Consider the following 17,546-nt stretch of genomic DNA (forward strand, 5'->3'; position numbering starts at 1 on the left):
GCGTGAACTGCCGGTCGGCAACACGCCCATTTCGGCCGCTCAGGCCTAAACTTGTCGGTGCCCGAAGCCGTCGTTCGCGCATCATTCGGTTTCCGCGAACGCCAAGACTTCGGGCACCTCGGCGGCTTCGCGAACCCCTTTTGATCCTAGCCGGACCGCCGCCACCGTGCCGCGCAGCGCACCGGCTCGCTGACTATCGACGGTGCGAAACCGGAAGCCCATGGCGCGCAACGCGGTAACGACCTGCTCGGGATAGGCACCGGTCGGGATCAATTCATCCTGCTCGGCGAGCGGCAGGCCCGCTTGCTCGAAGTTCAGCAACAGCGGGGGCGCCGCCAGCCAATCGGTCATCGCTTCCCCGCGGCTGAAACCGATCATCAGCCGGACCGATTCGGGCACCACCGACGACCCCAAACCCGCAATTGCGACGCTGGGCCTGCCGTCGCGCAGCAGCATGAGCGGCGCCATATCGCTGGGAAGCCGCCCACCGGGCACGATCGCCGCCAGGCGCTGCTGATAGATGCCTGCTGCCATGGGGATCGGTATGCCGCCCACCACCATCCCGCTGTCGCCCCAGATCATCGTGTTGCTCGAATGGACCAGCGCCGCGACATTGCCCCAGCGATCCACCGCGACGACCGTCGCGGTGTGATGCCCGGTCGGCTGTGGTGACGCGATGCCGGCGAGCGCATCGAGCCTCACGCGCCATGCGACGCGCCGGCCTGCGCCGATGCGAGCCAGCCCTGGTGGGTGGGAAGCAAGGTCCGCTTCCTGCGGCACGAAGGCTGGGCATGACGAGGAGGAACAGGGAGCGCTCGTCGGCGAGCTTGTAGGGCTTCGCTCGAGGCTTGGCGTTACGGATCGCGAGTGCGGTAAGGCCCATGGGGTATCTCCATCCAAAAAGCGGGTGGATTGGGGGCCGAATATACCCTCAAAAGCGGGGGTATATGGGCGAACCCACCCGAACCATGTCGGACAAGATATTTGAAAAAGGCGTTTGGCCCCAGCCACTTACGCGACGCTGACAGTCTGCTTCTAGAGGCAAGTTTCGAGTAGCAGACATCCGCATCTTGATGATCCACATTTCGATGCGAGCATCGAGAACCTTATTAGATAACGCGTCGATCCAACGGGCTGGGACGCCGAGCTGTTTCGGCTGCTCGGGGCAAACCATCGAACACCGGCGCTTGCAGTACCGCGGGATTGCCCCTTTATACGAGGCCCGCACTCCGCCGATTTACCCCGCGAATTGTGCGAAAACATTCTGACGGCGGACAATATCCATGTTGATGCAAAGCGAATCCTCATCGACCGCGCCGAAGGCCAGATTCAACCCGCGCCGCTTCCTCTTTCTGGCGGCGCTGTGGATGACGATCGGAGCATTTGCCGGCTTCATAGTCGCCGGGGCGAACGGGGTGGCGCCCGATTCATGGATACCGTTCGTGGTGATCGGATTCATCGCGGCAAGCTTCCTGTTCACCGGCGTGTTCGTGGCGAGCATAGCGCGCAATCTGAAACCGATGATCGAGTCCGCACAGGGCGGCATCGCGAACCGAATTCTCGAGTCCGCCAAGGGCGGAGCTACGCCCGACAGGCGCGTGTTGGCGCGCGTCGGCAAGCTTGAAGAGGCGGGGCTGACGGTCTCGAACTTCAATCACCTGTTCATCTTCACGCTGACGGTGTTTCCGGAACATGACGCCCCTTACGAAACGGTGATCCGCCAGTTCATCACGATGGGCGAGTTGCCCAATTTCCACACTGGACGCTTTGTCGTGTTCGTCGAAGATCCGGAGAACCCCGGCTACGGTCTCATCGACAAAGATCCGCCAGAGGATTGGCAGCAAAAGGCCGCCGAACCGCCCAGCACATACAAGACGCAGAAAGCCGAGAAATCCTATCCCGACAAAGGCACGGGGTTGTTGGGCGGCCCGTTGCATCTGTCCGCTCGGATGTCACCGCTGAGGTTGATCGCCAATTTAATCGCGACGCTGGCCTTCCTCGTGCTTGGTTTCTTGGCCCCCTTCGCCCTCGTGACGGGCGGGATCGAGACGGTGACGACATTCGTGCAGGACTTGCCGAAAACGCTCACCGGACGGGACGAGGGAAACTTCGATCAGGAGAAGCTTCGCAAGGCATATGAGCGTGCAGTCGCCTATGCGGGCAACCGGCAAATCTATCGCATGAATATCTATAAGGATTATGTGAAGCTGACGATCGCAAATCCAGCTCGCGAAAATGCTTATGACGACATCACCATGCGCGGCGCAGTCGTTGATTCCCGGCCGGACGGGACAAGTGCTTCGATCAAGCCCGAAGAGACTTTCCGTGTCTCCGATACGAATTTCGCGATGCTCGAACATGCGCTGGGCGATGCGCTGGTGCACGGCGACAAAAATCGGCTTTCCTATATTGGGTTCCGCAATCGATCGGCCATCTCGACGATCAGGATCAATGGCGCGTCCGGCATGACGATATATGAGAAGAAATCCATTGTTGTTACAGTTGGGTTCGATAGCGATTATGGATCGACTTCCCGAACATATGATGCCGCGACCGGACAGCTTCTGAATTAAATCCGCCAGCCATTGCTCCCCGAAGACGATCTAGTTCGGAGCCAGCAACCGCAATCGCAGACCTTCAGAAAAACTGATCGCTCGGAGAACTGCCACTAGCTTGACCGGAGTCGGAGGCGCGGTTTCGGAGTACGAATTCGAGACGGTGCTCGGAATGGGCGTGGGATCCGCTGAATGATGGACTTGGGCGTTCGTCGAAACTGCTGGTTCTGGGCCGCAACCGGACCGGCGGCTTCCGGCGCAACGGGCGAACTTAGCCACCGTTTGGCACATGAGTATCGCTTCCGCCTAATCCGATTGCTCCCCCAGCGCACATCGGGCGTCTCACCAACGCATCGGGGTGTTGCGGCTCAATCAGTGCGTTGAGATGTGGGAGAAAGTTTAGGTGATCGCAGACACTATCAGCTTGGATTAGAGTTGAAGGCCGAGATGGGGCGCCCGCGGCTTCTTCGGCTTGGTCGCCGCGACGGCCTTCATGTACGGCTTGGTCTCGACCGGAACGAAGCGCAGGACGATTAGCCGCTGCTCGATGCGCTGGGTTTGACCTATCCGCAGTATCTTGTCCTGAATGTCCTCTGGCGGGAGGACAGTCAGACGGTTGGCAGCGTCGCAAACCAGCTTGCGCTTGAATCCAGCACGTTGACGCCACTGCTCAAGCGACTCGAGACCGCCGGCCTCATTCAGCGCGCCCGCAATCCAGAAAATGAGCGGCAAGTGATCGTATCGATAACCGACAAAGGTGCCGCACTCCGCTCGAAGGCAGCATGTCTGGGAGACACGCTTCTAACGGCGTCTGGTGAAACTCCCGCCGCCTTGGGCAAGCTCAACCGCCAGGTGGCGGAGCTCCGAGATGCGGTTTATGATCACATCGGGGGTTGGGCGTCACCCGAAGCTCATTCGCCTGGTCGGCCTTAGAGGTCCCATTCCGACGCCTGCACCTCCGAGAGCGAAGTGACGAACGTCGTAGCGAGCCTTAAACTGTGCGGATCGTTCCCCCGTCTATGACAAATTCGGCGCCATGGATGGCAGCGGCCCGGTCGGCTGCGAGGTAAGCGATGAGGTCGGCCACCTCCTCAGGCTCGGCTCCCCGCCCGATCGGGATTCCGCCCAGCGCATCGAGCACGGACTGACGCGCGTCCTCGATCGTGCCGCCATTGGCAGTCCGAAGCGTTTCAAGAAAGTCTCCGGTAGCCTCCGTCATGATCCAGCCGGGCGAGACGGAGTTGACCCGCACGCCCTTCGGCCCGAGTTCCCTGGAGATAGACTTGCTGTAGGTTCTGAGGGCAGCCTTGGCGGCGGCATAGCCGGTCGTCGATTCCGGCAGCGGCAGGACGGACTGGATCGAGGTCACGTGCACCACGGTGCCTTTGCCTCGCTCGAGCATCTGCGGGATCAGCAGGCGGTCGAGCCGGACGGTCGCGAGCAGATTGAGGTTCAGCTCAGCAAGCCAGTGCTCGTCCGTCAGCGCGACGAAGCCACCGGCCGGCGAGGCCGAGCCGCCGACGACATGGGCAAGGATGTCGATCCCGCCCAGCCGCTCGATCGCTGCGTTAGCTAGCGTTTCGCCGCCCTCTGGCGTGGTAAGGTCCGCCTGGACGTATTCGACGCCCTCGATGGTGTCCTTGATCGCCCGGGCAGCGGTGATGACACGCGCTCCGCCTGCCATGAAGCGCTCGACTGTAGCGCGGCCCAGACCCTTGGTGCCACCGCTGACAAGTACACGCTTGCCGGTGAACTCGGTGGGATCGACCTTGATGCTCATACCGTGGTCTCCAGCGTCTTGATGGCGCCGTGCACCAGCGTGAAGCGATAGGTGAAGCGGAGCGGGCTGCCCGGGAAGTCGCCGTGCGCGGGGCCTTCGACCACGACATCGTCGCCCTCTTCCCGAACGATATCAGGCGTGAAGATCGCCTTCACCGGGATCACTTCGTCCTCGAACAGCTGGCGGATCGCCGCCTGTCCCTCGAAAAGCTTGCCATTGTCGATGAAGACGGCGTCGCGCAGGAAGGGCTTCAACATGCCGTCGATATCGAGACGCGCATTTGCCTCGACATAGTCGGCGATCGGTTTTGGTAGGTCCATTGACATGTTCATCTCCTCGACGGTGACGAGGCATCTTTAGCGATGGACTTTCCGCCCGATAATCGAGACAAATTGGTATAGCGTGTCACGGAAATCGGGATAATGAGTCGCCATTCGCTGATCGAGCTCGAGGCGGTTCTAGCCATCGTCCGGTGCGGCTCTTTTCGCGCCGCGGCGATCGATCTCGGCATGTCGACTACGGCCATCAGCAATGCGGTGGGCAAGCTGGAGCGGGAGCTTGCCGTGCGGTTGTTCAATCGCACCACGCGAAGCGTCTCGCTCACTTACGCCGGGCGGGTTTTCGTCGCGCAGATCAAGCCAGCGCTCGAGGACATCCGGAAGGCGATGAACACGGCGCGCTCGCAGCAGGAGGTGCCGTCCGGCACCTTGCGCATCAATGCGTTCGCGACAGCGGCGCGTGAGATCATGGCGCCGCTGGTCCTGACCTACCTGCAACGCTATCCGCAGGTTCATATCGACCTCGTCACCGAAGGCCGCCTTGTCGATGTCGTGGCGGCGGGCTTCGATCTGGGCGTGCGCAGCGCGGATCTCGTGCCCAGCGACGCGATTGCCATACCGCTGGGTCAGACGCGACGCATGGCGGTTGCCGCATCCCCTGCCTTTTTCGAAAGCAGGGCTGTCCCCCAGGTGCCGCAGGAGTTGCTCACTTACCCCTGCCTCCGCGTGCGGCTCCCCAACGGCGCCTTGTTCCGATGGCGGTTCGAGAAGGGCGGCGAGGAATTGCAGCTCGACGTCGAGGGCCCGATCACCCTCGATGAAGCGTCCCTGGCCCGGATCGCGGCAACGAACGGCGTCGGGATTGGCTATTTCATGGAAACTGATGTCCGCGAGGACATCGCGGCAGGTAGGCTCGTCCGCATTCTCGAAGACTGGACGCCGCCGCTCGCGCCGCTGTGCCTCTATTATTCCAATCGGCGCAATTCATCAGCGGCCTTCCAAGCCTTCATCTCGCTCGCGCGCGATTTCGCCGCCGGACGGCTCCCACAGCCTTGAGCGCCACTACTGCGGGTTACCGCAATGGCCTCTTTCCTACCAATGGACGATGGCCGAACGTGACGCGATCAGCGGCAGCTTTCGGGCTTGCGATTGGCCTGCGCGAACGACCGCTAGTGGGGCGCAAAGCTGCCTATGATCCAAAAAATTCAATGTAGGTGATTTTGTGTCGGTGTGGATTGTCGCGGATTATAGCCCATTGTGACATATTGAGCAGCTGATCATACACGGATGCAGCCAAGTACCTGTTAATACTGAACAATACGCCACGCCGGGAGCGCCTCTTAATCAGCGGGTCCTAGGTTCGAGCCCTAGTGCGTCCACCATCTTTTCAATTACTTAGTGGCTGGTTTTGCGAATTTCCAACAGAGGGAGATTTGCAAAGTAAGCACCGGGTAAGCATGCAAATCGTCTGTCGCGCCCGCGGACCGTAAGCGGACATCGACCATGTGAGCATGGGAATCACTGGATCTGGGGCGGTAGTGGACCGGCGGCTTTGGGATCGAAAGCACGCGAGCGGACCTACGACCCGCAAGGCGCGATGTCTTGCGGCAAATCGATCAGCCCCCTTGGGTACGATCATGCCGTCCTCGAATCGGCTGCCCGGTCTCCAAAGACCCTTCCTAACCCAATGCCCCGAAGCGTTGGATGAGATTGCACCCCAGCGAATTTCCATGCCGGGCAGCAAGCCCCGCTATCGAAGTCAGACGTCCACGACGGTCCATCGCAATAACCTCTCCGATGATCAGCATAATGCTGGCTTAACCTTACTGCAGCGCAACATGATGCCTTGATCGATGCTAACCTCGCCACAACAGCAAGGGGTTGTTCGCTATGCCAAGCCTGTACATCTCGCCTGCCGGATCCGGGGACAAAAGCGGCAGCGACATCAACAACGCAGCGTCGATCGGTTCGCTCAACACCCTGATCGGAAGGGCGGGCCCCGGGGGCGAGGTGCTGCTGCTGGCCGACCAGGGCGACTACAACGTCACCGGCATCCTCGGTATCACCCGCGGCGGAGCTGAGGGCCAGCCGGTGGTGGTGCGCGGCATCGATTCCGGCGGCAATGCCATGGCCGCGCATTTCATAGGCTCGCGCCCTGCCGACTGGCAGGCGGGCGATGCCTCCGGCAACGAGCTGTTCAAACTCGGCACCGGCGCGGACGATCTCGAATTCCGCGACCTGCGGATCGATAATGTCGGCACCGCCTTCCGCGTCACCGCCGACCTCGCCAACCTCCACATCGAGGATGTCGACGCGAACAATGTCCGCCGCTTCTTCGAGGATTATTCCAGCGCGCCCTCGGGCACCGCGACGATCACCGGGCTGACGATCCGCAACGTCGACGTGCACGGCTTCTCCAAGGTCGCGATCCGCCTCCAGTACGACACCAATGGCGTGGTGATCGACAATGTCACGGCGGACATGGCCGGGCAGACCGGCGACGACCTGCCTGCGGGCATCCATCTCGACGATACCGTCCACAACGTCACGCTCAGCCAGGTGGTGATGGAGAATGTCCAAAGCACCGCCGGCGCCTATTTCAACGGCGACGGTTTCGCGAGCGAGCGCGGCGTCTATGACGTGCGCTTCATCGACACGGTCGCGCGCGGCAACAGCGACGGCGGCTACGACCTCAAGTCGAGCGGCACCGTGCTCGTCCGCGCGCTGAGCGAGGAGAATGGCCGCAACTACCGGCTCTGGGCCGAGGCGACGCTGATCGACTCGGTTGGCCTCAACCCCGTGCTGCGCGGCGGCATCTCCGAGCAGAACCAGCTCTGGCTCGACAGCGCCGCCGACGTCGCCGTGATCGGCGGGCGCTTCGATGATGCCGGATCGCGCACCAAGGTGATCTCCTCGCAGGGGCGGCTCACCTTACAGGACGTCGAGATCACCCGGTCCGAGCTCTCGACGCTTGCCACGCGCGATTCGCTCCCCGGCCTCATCGGCGCCGAGACGATCCGCGAAACGCTGACCGTCGATCAGGGCGACGCCTCGCCCGGCGCGACCAACTATATCGCGCTGCTTCCCCTGCCCGCCACCGCCACGGCGGATGCGCTGCTGGGCACCGCGGGCGACGACATCTTCCTTGTCGACGACACCGGCGACCGGATCACCGAGGCCGCCGGCGCCGGGTTCGACCGGGTCGAGACGACGCTCGACAGCTACACGCTCGCCGGCAATGTCGAGCAACTGATCCGCCGCGGCGCCGCCGATTTCACTGGCAATGGCAACGCACTCGCCAACGCGGTGATCGGCGGCGCCGGCAGCGATACGCTGGGCGGGCTCGACGGCAATGACGACATCGCCGGCAATTCGGGCGACGATTCACTCGCGGGCGGCAATGGCGAGGATCTGCTCTCGGGCCAGTCCGGCGCCGACACGCTGCTCGGCGGCTGGCAGTCCGACACGCTCACTGGCGGCACGGGCGCGGACCGGCTGGTCGGCGACCAGGAATGGCTGAGCAGCCAGGGCGCCAACGACCGGCTCGACGGCGGCGACGATGCCGACCTGCTGATCGGCGACGCGACCAATATTTACGGCAGCGGCAAGGGCGGCAACGACCGGCTGACCGGTGGCGCGGGCGACGACGTGCTGATCGGCGACGGCGACGTGATGAAGGACAGCGCCAGGGGCGGCGCCGACACGCTCGAAGGCGGCGACGGCAATGACTGGCTCTATGGCGACGGCCGGGAGTCGACCGGGACGGTGGCTGGCGGCGCCGACAAGCTCTATGGCGGCGATGGCCCCGATTACCTGATCGGCGGCGGCGGCAACGACCTGCTTACGGGCGGCGCGGGTGCTGACTGGTTCGTTTTCGCGCCCGGCTCGGGTGCCGACGAGATCAGCGACTTCGCCTCGGGCGCAGACCATATCGATCTCAGCGCCTTCGACATCGCCTATGAGCAACTCGGGTTCACGGCGAGCGCGGACGGAGTCCGCATCACCATGGGCACGGACAGCATCTTCGTCCGCGGCGCACAGGGGTTTTCGCCCGACGATTTCGTCTTCGGCTGACGCGAGGCTCAGCCGAAGACGAAGTCCGCCTGATCGAGCGCGGTGACGCCGCGCACGAAGATCGTATCGGTGCCGCCCAGCTGGATCGTTACCCCCGCGCTGCTGATGGTGAAGCGCAGCGCCTCATAGGCGATGTCGAAGGCGCTGAGGTCGATCCGGTCGGCCTCGGCGCCGCCGCGGGTGAAATCGCTGATCTCGTCGCCTCCCGATCCCGGGGCGAACACGAACCGGTCGCCGCCCGCGCCGCCGGTCAGCTTGTCCGCCCCACCCCGCGCGCCAGCCGTCATGTTCATCGCGTCGCCGTACAGTATGTCGTTGCCGAGCCCGCCGATCAGCGTGTCCGCGCCGCCGACACCGCTTGCGGTCATGCTCATCCCGTCACCGACCAGCACGTCGTCGCCGTCGCCGCCGTCCAGCGTGTCCCTGGCGGCGAGCGACGAGACCCAGTCGGTATCCCCGACCAGCATGTCGTTGCCCGCGCCACCATAGAGCCGGTCGGTCTGCTGGCCGCCGTACAGCGTGTCGCCACCGTCCTCGCCGTAGAGCGTATCCTCGTTCTTGCCGCCATCGAGCCGGTCGGCGCCGACGCCACCCCGCAGCGTGTCGTTGCCGTCGTCGCCGGAGAGCGCGTCGTCCCCGTCCCCGCCGGTCAGCACATTGGCTCCGACGCTGCCCAGCAGCACATCCGCAAAGGCTGAGCCCTGCGCATTCTCTATACTGACCAGCCTGTCGCCCATGGCATCGCCACCGGTGGCAGTCTGGGCGCGCAGATTGACCAGCACGCCGCCGAGCGAGCCGGCATATTCCACGGTGTCCGATCCCGTGCCGCCGTCGAGCACATCGCCGCCCGCCCCGCCGCGCAGCACGTCCGCGCCGTCTCCGCCGCTCAGCCGATCCTCGCCACCGCTGCCAACGACGAAATTGTCGAGCGCATTGCCGGTCATCGTCGCGCCGATCGTCCCGGTATAGACCAGCTCCTCGACATTGGCGCCGAGCGTGTAGCTGGTCGCGGCGGTGCGGATGCGATCGCGGCCCTCCCCCGCCGCCTCGATCACCTGGTCGCCCGCCTCGTAGACGACATAGAGATCATTGCCCGTGCCGCCGCGCAGCACATCGCTGCCGCCGCCGCCATCGAGCTGATCGTCCCCCGCCCCGCCGGCCAGCAGATCGTCGCCGCCCCGCCCATAGAGGATGTCGCCGACCAGCGGATCGTTGCCACCGGTGATGGTGTCGGAATGGTTGGAACCGATCACGATCTCGATGCCGACCAGCCGATCCCCCTCGGCCTCGCCGCCGTGATTGACGTTAGTGGCAAGGTTCACGGTGACCGCGGCGGACTTGGTATAATCGACTTGGTCGCGCCCCGCCCCGCCGTCGAGCAGGTCCGCGCCCGCGCCGCCGACCAGCTTGTCGTCGCCATCGAGCCCGTAGAGCGCGTCGTCCAGCGCCTTGCCGTACATGCTGTTATCGAGCGCATTGCCGGTGCCGGCAAAGCCGCCGCCGCCGGTATAGCTGAGGTCCTCGACCCCGTCGGTCAGCGTCAGCGAGGACAGGCTCGTACGCACGATGTCGAGCCCGCCGCCGACCGTCTCGGTCACCTGGTCGCCGGCATTGTCGACCACATAGGAGTCGTCGCCCGCGCCGCCGATCATCACATCCGCGCCCGCGCCGCCGTCGAGCGCGTCGTTGCCCGCGCCGCCCTCGATCCGGTTGGCGTTCGCGTCGCCCGTCAGCGTGTCGGCGAAGGCGCTGCCCACGACGCCTTCGATCCCGGCGATATTGTCGCCCTGCGCATCGCCGCCCGACAGGATATTGGTCGCCAAGTTGACCTTCACGCCCGCGGCGCTGCCCGCATAGACCACGATGTCGAAGCCGCCGGCACCGTCCAGCCGGTCGCCCGCCGCGCCGCCGACCAGTATCTGGTCCGCCCCGTCGCCGACGATCGTATCGACGAAGCCTGTGCCGATGAAACGCTCGATCCCGTCGAACCGGTCGCCTTCGGCATCGCCGCCGCTGCTCGCGCCGGTCTGGAGGTTGATCGAGACGGCGCCCGCATTGGCGCTATAGTCGACCGTATCGACACCGTCCCCGCCGACCAGCACATCGGCGCCCGCGCCGCCCTGAAGCAGATCGTCACCGCCGCGCCCTTCGAGCCGGTCCGCGCCCGCGCCGCCATACAGCGCCTCGGCGGCGCCCACCCCGGCCAGCGAATCGTCGAAGGCCGAGCCGACCAGCGCCTCGACGCTCACCAGCCGGTCGCCCGCCGCATCGCCGGTGCCGCCCTGCACCGACAGGGCAAGATCGACCTGCACCGCTGCCGTCGAGCCCGAATAGTCGGCGGTATCGAACCCGTCGCGCCCATTGATCAGGTCCGCGCCCTTGCCGCCGACCAGCAGGTTGCCGCCTGCATCGCCGTTCAACACATCGTCGAACGCCGAGCCGATCAGGCCCTCGATCGCGACCAGGCCCACCCCGCCCGAAGCCGTGCCCGCCGCAAGGTCCGCCGTCACCGTGCTCGCGCTGGTCGAGAAGTCGGCAACGTCGATCCCCGCTCCGCCGTCGAGCCGGTCCGCCCCGCCCTTGCCGGCCAGCCGGTCGTCCCCGCCGCCGCCCGACAGCGCATTGGCCGCACCATCGCCGACCAGCACGTCGCCAAAGCCGCTGCCGACCAGATTCTCGATCCCCGCCAGTACATCGCCCTGGGCATCCCCGCCGCTGCCGGTGCCACCCAGCACCGCGTTCATCGCAGCGCCGCTCGCCGAATAATCGGCGGTGTCGATCCCGGCGCCGCCGGTCAGCCGGTCCGCGCCCGCGCCCCCGGTCAGCACATTGTCGAAGCCATCGCCGGTCAGCACATCGCCGAAGCCCGAGCCGATCAGCCGCTCGATCCCCTGGAGCCGGTCGCCCTGGGCATCGCCGCCAACCCCGGTGCCGGCGACAAGATCGACCGTGACCGCGCCGCCGCTGCCCGAATAATCCGCGCTGTCGAACCCGGCGCCGCCGATCAGCGTGTCGGCGCCTGCCCCGCCGACGATCAGGTCATCGCCGCCGCGCCCGTCGATCCGGTCGTCGCCCGCGCCGCCGGCGATCCAGTCCGCGCCGTCATTGCCCGACAGCGTATCGGCAAAACCCGAGCCTTCGATCCCCTCGATCCCGACCAGCCGGTCGCCCGCCGCCTCACCGCCGCTCGCCGCGCCATTGGCGAGATCGACGACCACCGCCGCGCTGCTGCTGCCATAGTCCACCCGATCGAGCCCGGCGCCCCCGTCGAGCAAATCCGCGCCCGCGCCGCCATCCAGCATGTCATCGCCGGCACCGCCCGAAAGCGCGTCGTCGCCCGCCCCGCCGAACAGCTGGTTCGCGCCCGCGTCGCCCGCAAGGACATCGGCGAAGGCCGAGCCTTTGACCCCCTCGAACCCGTCGAACAGGTCGCCCTCGGCGTCCCCGCCACTCGCGGTGAGGCGCAGCAGGTCGATGCGCACTCCAGCGACGCTGCCGGCATAGCTAAGCAGGTCGTGCCCCGCGCCGCCGACCATGATGTCCCGCCCGGCGCCGCCTTCGACATGGTCGTCGCCGGCATCGCCGACCAGCATGTCGTTGCCCGCGCCGCCGGCGAGCAGATCATCGCCCGCCCCGCCGCTCAGCATGTCGCGCCCCTCGCCCCCCGCCAGCGCATCGGCCGCGGCCGTGCCCGCCAGCAGGTCGTCGCCGATGGTCCCCGCCGTCACCGCGACGCGTTGCCCGGTCAGGGTCAGTACCGATCCGGTGCCGCGCAGCGACTGGGTCGTGCCCGGCCCGGTGACGAGCCCGAAATCTTCGACCACCAGCCTGCCGTTCCGCTCCGCCAGGTTGAACAGCGTCGGCGAACCGGGGTCGGAGAAGAACGCCCCGTCGATCGTCGCGCTTGCGCCTTCGGCCAGCCAGATATGCTCGCGATTGCCGCCCGCCAGCGGCGCGCCCGCGTCCAAGCTGACGATGTTGCTGAGCTGCGCGCCCGTGCCCCACAGCCGGATGTTGCGGCCATTGCCCGAGACGATCGCGCCGTCGACCACGATGTTATCGCTCTTCAAGTCGAGTCCGCCATCGCTGTTGCCCGTGGCGATCACGTCGCGCAGCGTGATGTTGTAGGTGCCGCGCTCCGTCGCGAAGCCGTCGCCGTTGCGATAATCGTTCACCGTATCGAGCGCGTTGCGCATGGCGACACGATCGATCGTCACGTCGTGCGCGGTGCCGGTGATATGGACGCCGATCGCGAAATTGTCGCCGTCCTGGAACTGGCTGTCGCCGCGCACATCCTCGATCAGCACGTTGCTGCTGTCGTACTGGATGCGGATCGCGCCCTTGGAATAGCCGTTCACTGCGACGTCGCGGATCGTCAACCCGGTGATCGTCGCGCTGGCATTGGCCCCCGAGACCATGTTGTCGAAGAAGCGGGCGACGTTCGTGGCGTCGACATGCTCGATCGCCAGGTTGCGCACATCCGCGCCGACGCGGAAGGCCGTGCCGACATTCTGGAAGGCAAGATCGCTGAAGCGCAGATTGTCCGCGCCGCCGAGCAGCCGGAATATCTCCTCACCCGAAGGGCTGGCCGGGTCGAAGGGCTCGCGCCGCGTGCCGGTGATCGTCGCCGCCATCGCATTGCCCGCGCTATCGACCCCGCGGATCGTCACCGGCGCGCTCGCCGTCCCTCCCGCGACGATCGCCAGCGCCCCGGTCGGCGCGGTATAGGCCCCCTGGTCGGCGAGCAGCAGCACCTGCCCGCCCGGCCCCGCCGCCGCGATCAGCTGCGGCAGGTCCTCCAGCGTCGCTGCGTTCGCGGCGCTCGAGCCGTCGCCCGAACCGCTGCCAGTCGGCGAGATGTAGAGCGTAGGCATGGCAAGGCTCCCGTCATAGGCTCGAAAAGGTCACCCCCAACGAAATCACGCGCCCGCCCTGGCGTCGCGCCCAAGCTCGAAGCTCGCGCGATCGCCGCTTCTCCGTTCCGCACGGGTGTGACGAGGGCTGCTTGAGACATGGATACGCCTGTTCAGTGCAGTCGCGACCAGACAGCCCGCGGCGGCACCCGGGTCAACCATATGCCGCGCCTGCGAACGCTGAATCGCCCCTTTGCTCCGACGACCGGAGCCGCCGACGCCTTCGCTCTCCAGGCTTTGGCCGCTACCAAGGATCGCGCCGGACGATTCAGGTTGCTGCACCGCAAAAAGCAAACGCCTGAGGGACCCGATCGGGAGACTCGCCGTGCAGCAGGACCTTTCCCTAGGTACGTCCCCACCGCCCGCGGACAACGGGCTCGCCGCCTTCGCCATGATCCTCGCCATGCACCGCATCGCCGCGGACCCGGCCGAGCTGCGCCACAGCCTGGGCCATGCCGAACCCGTCACGGCATCCGATCTGGTGCGCCTGGCAAAGCGCATCGAAGGCGCCCGCGCCCGCGCCACGACCGGCGACTTCGAGCGGCTGAGGCGCCTTCCCATGCCGGTGCTGGCCAGCGGCGCCGAGGGCTGGTTCGTGATTGGCCGCGTCGGCGAGGATGCCGTGGCGATCCAGCGCCCCGGCGCCGAAATCGAGCGCTGGGACCGCGCCGCGCTGGAGGCCCGCTGGTCGGGGGCGCTGCTCCTCGTCGCCACCCGCGATTCCGCGCAGGTCGCCGCGCCCGCCTTCGACATGACCTGGTTCGTTCCCCAGATCGTCAAATACCGGAAGCTGATCGGTGAGGTGCTGCTGATCACCCTCGCGCTCAACCTGCTCGGCCTCGCCGCGCCGCTCTTCTTCCAGAATGTCGTCGACAAGGTGCTGGCGCACAACAGCCTGGCCACGCTGCAAGTGCTCAGCATCGGGCTCGTGCTGGTCTCGCTCTGGGAAGTCGCGTTCGGCTGGCTGCGCACCCGGCTCTATTCGGAGACCAGCCAGAAACTCGACGTCGAGCTGGGCAGCCGCCTCTTCCGCCACCTGCTCCGCCTCCCGCTCGCCTATTTCGAGAATCGCCGCGTCGGCGACACCGTCACCCGCGTCCGCGAGCTGGAGACGGTGCGCGAGTTCATGACCAATGCCTCGCTCACTGTGCTGGTCGATCCGCTGTTCACGATCGTCTTCCTGGTGGCGATGTGGCTCTATTCGCCCACGCTCCTCGTCATCGTCGCCCTGACGCTCCCCGCCTATGTGATCGTCTCGCTCGTCGTCACCGGTCCCTTGCGCCGCCGGCTCGACGAGAAATTCGCGCGCGGCGCTGCCAACAACGCGCTGCTCGTCGAGAGCGTCTCGGGCATGCAGACGCTCAAGGCCGCCGCGGTCGAGCCGCAATGGCAGGATCGCTGGGAACGCCAGCTGGCCGCCTACAGCGCCGCCAACCAGCGCGTGATCAACCTCGGCAATTCGGGCAGCCAGGCGGTCCAGCTCATCTCCAAATTGAGCCTCGCCGCGATCCTGTTCTTCGGCGCGCAGCAGGTGATCGCCGGCGCGCTGACCATCGGCGGGCTGGTCGCGTTCAACATGTTCGCCCAGCGCGTCTCCGGCCCGGTGATCCGCATGGCGCAGCTCTGGCAGGACTTCCAGCAGGTCCGCCTCTCGGTCCAGCGCATGGGCGACATCCTCAATGCCGGCCCCGAACCCGGCGCCGGATCGCGCACCGCGCTGCCGGCGCTCCAGGGCCATGTCCGCTTCGAGAATGTCCGCTTCCGCTATGCCGCCGACGGCCCCTGGACGCTCGACGACATCAGCCTCGATCTGCCCGCCGGCACCACGCTCGGCATCGCCGGCGCCTCGGGATCGGGCAAGTCGACGCTGACCAAGCTGCTCCAGCGCCTCTACTTGCCCGCCGCCGGCCGGGTGCTGGTCGATGGAGTCGATCTGGCGCAAATCGACCCCGCCTGGCTGCGCCGCCAGATCGGGGTGGTGCTGCAGGAGAATATCCTGTTCAACCGCTCGATCCGCGAGAATATTGCGCTCGCCGACCCCATCACGCCGATCGAGCGAGTGACGACCGCCGCCCGCCTCGCCGGCGCGCACGACTTCATCCTGGAACTGCCCCGCGGCTATGACACGATCGTCGAGGAACGCGGCGTCAATTTCTCCGGCGGCCAGCGCCAGCGCCTCGCCATTGCTCGCGCGCTGATCACCAATCCGCGCATCCTGATCCTCGACGAGGCGACCTCCGCGCTCGATGCCGAGAGCGAGGAGATCGTCCAGCGCAACCTCAAGGCGATCGCCGCCGGCCGCACCGTGCTGATCATCGCGCATCGCCTCTCCGCGATCCGCCAATGCGACCGCATCCTGACGCTCGACAAGGGGCGCATCGTCGAGAGCGGCACGCATGACGAGCTGCTCCGCCTCGGCGGCCGCTATGCCGCGCTCCACCACCGCCAGATTGGCGTCCAGGCAGGGGCCGCCGCATGAACGCGCTCACCCATCACTGGACTGCCGTCCGCGACGCGCTCGACAACGAGCGGGCGCGATCGCGCGTTCTGCGCACCAGGGAGACCGATTTCCTCCCCGCCGCGCTCGAAGTGGTCGAGCGCCCGGTCTCGCCGACCGCGCGGGTCACCGCCTGGGTGCTTCTCGGCCTGCTCGTGGTGGCCCTGCTCTGGCTGTTCCTTGGCCGGGTCGACGTCGTCGCCTCGGCACCGGGCAAGCTGGTCCCCGCCGACGACGTCAAGCTGATCCAGCCCGGCGCGGCGGGGATCGTCCACGCCATATTGGTTCGCGACGGCCAGCGTGTCCGCGCCGGCCAGCCTCTGGTCGAGCTCGATCCCACCGTCTCCGATGCCGACACGGCGCAAGCCAGCAAGGCGCTGGAGACCGCCGCGCTCGACGCCGCCCGGCTGCGCGCGATCCTCTCGGCGCTCGACGGCCAGGGCCTGCGCTTCACCCCGCCCGCCGGAACCACAGCCGACGTCGCCGCTACCCAGATCGCGCTCGCCAACGCCCAGCTCGCCGAGATCCAGGCGGCTGGCCAGACGCGCGCCGCAGACACCCAGGCTGCCCGCGCCGCCCGTGCCGAGGCGCAGATCCAGGCGGCCAAGCTCAGCGAGACGCTGCCCCTGCTCGACGAGCAGATCGCCGCCAACGAGACGCTGCTCGAGAAAGGCTATGTCTCGAAGCTGCGCGTGATCGAGATGCGCCGCCAGCGCCTCGCCGCCGCGCGCGACCGCGACGCCGCGCTCGCCACGGCGCGCAAGGCGGAGGCGCAGATCGCGGTGGCCGGCGGCAATTCGAGCCAGTCCACCGCCGAGGCGCGCGCCCGCGTCCTCGCCGATCTCGCCAAGGCCGAGAGTGACGCGCGGCTGCGCAAGGAGGAGCTGACCAAGGCGGCCAGGCGCGGCAGCCTGCAGCGCCTCGTCAGCCCGGTCGATGGCACCGTCACGCAACTCGCCATCCACACCATCGGCGGCGTGGTCGAGGCGGCCAAGCCGATCATGGTGATCGTGCCCGCGCGTGGAAAGCTGGTCGCCGAGGTGATGATCGCCAACAAGGATGTCGGCTTCGTTGGCGCCGGCCAACCGGTCGCGCTCAAGGTCGAGGCCTTTCCCTTCACGCGCTACGGCGCAGTGCCGGGCAGGCTCGAGCAGATCAGCTCGGACGCGGTGCAGGACGAGAAGCGCGGACTGATCTACACCGCGCGGGTGACGCTGGACCAGACGACGATCCTGCGGGATGGTGCGCAGATCCCCCTCACCCCCGGCATGGCGGTCACCGCCGACGTCCGCACCGGCCGCCGTTCGCTCGCTTCCTATCTGCTGAGCCCGATCGACGAGATCCGCAGGACGGCGGCGCGGGAGCGCTAACGCCTTCTCCCCTCTGGAGAGAGGGGGAGTGCCGCACCGTCGAAGCCGAGCTCACGCGCGATCTCGCCGAGTAGGCTCT

10 protein-coding genes are annotated in these 17,546 nt (G+C 66.4%); 6 read left to right on the top strand and 4 right to left on the bottom strand.

Annotated elements, in window-relative coordinates:
• Positions 1 to 81 precede the first annotated feature (81 nt).
• Positions 82 to 702, bottom strand: coding sequence for a gamma-glutamyltransferase (locus OK349_RS04325; RefSeq protein ID WP_265116589.1), 621 nt, complete (start codon positions 700 to 702; stop codon positions 82 to 84).
• Between the two features lie 581 nt (positions 703 to 1,283).
• Between OK349_RS04325 and OK349_RS04330 the strand changes: the two genes are divergently transcribed.
• Both OK349_RS04330 and OK349_RS04335 read left to right on the top strand, forming a co-directional pair.
• Positions 1,284 to 2,573, top strand: coding sequence for a hypothetical protein (locus OK349_RS04330; RefSeq protein WP_265116590.1), 1,290 nt, complete (start codon positions 1,284 to 1,286; stop codon positions 2,571 to 2,573).
• A gap of 540 nt (positions 2,574 to 3,113) precedes the next feature.
• The gene (locus OK349_RS04335) at positions 3,114 to 3,488 is read left to right on the top strand and encodes a MarR family transcriptional regulator (protein ID WP_265116591.1); all 375 of its coding nucleotides are present in this window, start codon (positions 3,114 to 3,116) and stop codon (positions 3,486 to 3,488) included.
• Positions 3,489 to 3,546: 58 nt separating this feature from the next.
• Here OK349_RS04335 and OK349_RS04340 read toward each other — a convergent pair whose 3' ends face one another.
• Complete coding sequence (locus OK349_RS04340) at positions 3,547 to 4,335, bottom strand: SDR family oxidoreductase (RefSeq protein WP_265116592.1); 789 nt, start codon at positions 4,333 to 4,335, stop codon at positions 3,547 to 3,549.
• Complete coding sequence (locus OK349_RS04345) at positions 4,332 to 4,661, bottom strand: YybH family protein (RefSeq protein ID WP_265116593.1); 330 nt, start codon at positions 4,659 to 4,661, stop codon at positions 4,332 to 4,334. Before OK349_RS04345 ends, OK349_RS04340 begins: the two co-directional genes overlap by 4 nt.
• Before the next feature lie 96 nt (positions 4,662 to 4,757).
• Here OK349_RS04345 and OK349_RS04350 point away from each other — a divergent pair, with 96 nt between their 5' ends.
• A complete protein-coding gene (locus OK349_RS04350; RefSeq protein ID WP_265116594.1) occupies positions 4,758 to 5,669 on the top strand; it encodes a LysR family transcriptional regulator in 912 nt (303 codons plus the stop codon).
• Positions 5,670 to 6,503: 834 nt separating this feature from the next.
• A complete protein-coding gene (locus OK349_RS04355; RefSeq protein ID WP_265116595.1) occupies positions 6,504 to 8,687 on the top strand; it encodes a calcium-binding protein in 2,184 nt (727 codons plus the stop codon).
• Between the two features lie 8 nt (positions 8,688 to 8,695).
• Here OK349_RS04355 and OK349_RS04360 read toward each other — a convergent pair whose 3' ends face one another.
• A complete protein-coding gene (locus OK349_RS04360) occupies positions 8,696 to 13,561 on the bottom strand; it encodes a beta strand repeat-containing protein (RefSeq protein ID WP_265116596.1) in 4,866 nt (1,621 codons plus the stop codon).
• Between the two features lie 364 nt (positions 13,562 to 13,925).
• On the opposite strand from OK349_RS04360, the gene OK349_RS04365 reads away from it, so the two are divergent.
• Positions 13,926 to 16,079 carry a type I secretion system permease/ATPase gene (locus OK349_RS04365; protein ID WP_265116597.1) on the top strand — a complete coding sequence of 718 codons (2,154 nt, stop codon included), beginning with the start codon at positions 13,926 to 13,928 and terminating at the stop codon, positions 16,077 to 16,079.
• Positions 16,076 to 17,467, top strand: a complete 1,392-nt coding sequence (locus OK349_RS04370) for an HlyD family type I secretion periplasmic adaptor subunit (RefSeq protein WP_265116598.1) — start codon at positions 16,076 to 16,078, stop codon at positions 17,465 to 17,467. Before OK349_RS04365 ends, OK349_RS04370 begins: the two co-directional genes overlap by 4 nt.
• Positions 17,468 to 17,546: the final 79 nt, after the last annotated feature.

The sequence above is a fragment of the Sphingomonas sp. BT-65 genome, from assembly GCF_026107375.2.
Lineage (GTDB): Bacteria > Pseudomonadota > Alphaproteobacteria > Sphingomonadales > Sphingomonadaceae > Sphingomonas.

Excerpts from the sequence above, each read along its gene's own strand:
- OK349_RS04330 (WP_265116590.1), top strand. The coding sequence starts at position 1,284 with ATGTTGATGCAAAGCGAATCCTCATCGACCGCGCCGAAGGCCAGATTC.
- OK349_RS04340 (WP_265116592.1), bottom strand. The coding sequence starts at position 4,335 with ATGAGCATCAAGGTCGATCCCACCGAGTTCACCGGCAAGCGTGTACTT.
- OK349_RS04345 (WP_265116593.1), bottom strand. The coding sequence starts at position 4,661 with ATGTCAATGGACCTACCAAAACCGATCGCCGACTATGTCGAGGCAAAT.
- OK349_RS04350 (WP_265116594.1), top strand. The coding sequence starts at position 4,758 with ATGAGTCGCCATTCGCTGATCGAGCTCGAGGCGGTTCTAGCCATCGTC.
- OK349_RS04355 (WP_265116595.1), top strand. The coding sequence starts at position 6,504 with ATGCCAAGCCTGTACATCTCGCCTGCCGGATCCGGGGACAAAAGCGGC.
- OK349_RS04360 (WP_265116596.1), bottom strand. The coding sequence starts at position 13,561 with ATGCCTACGCTCTACATCTCGCCGACTGGCAGCGGTTCGGGCGACGGC.
- OK349_RS04370 (WP_265116598.1), top strand. The coding sequence starts at position 16,076 with ATGAACGCGCTCACCCATCACTGGACTGCCGTCCGCGACGCGCTCGAC.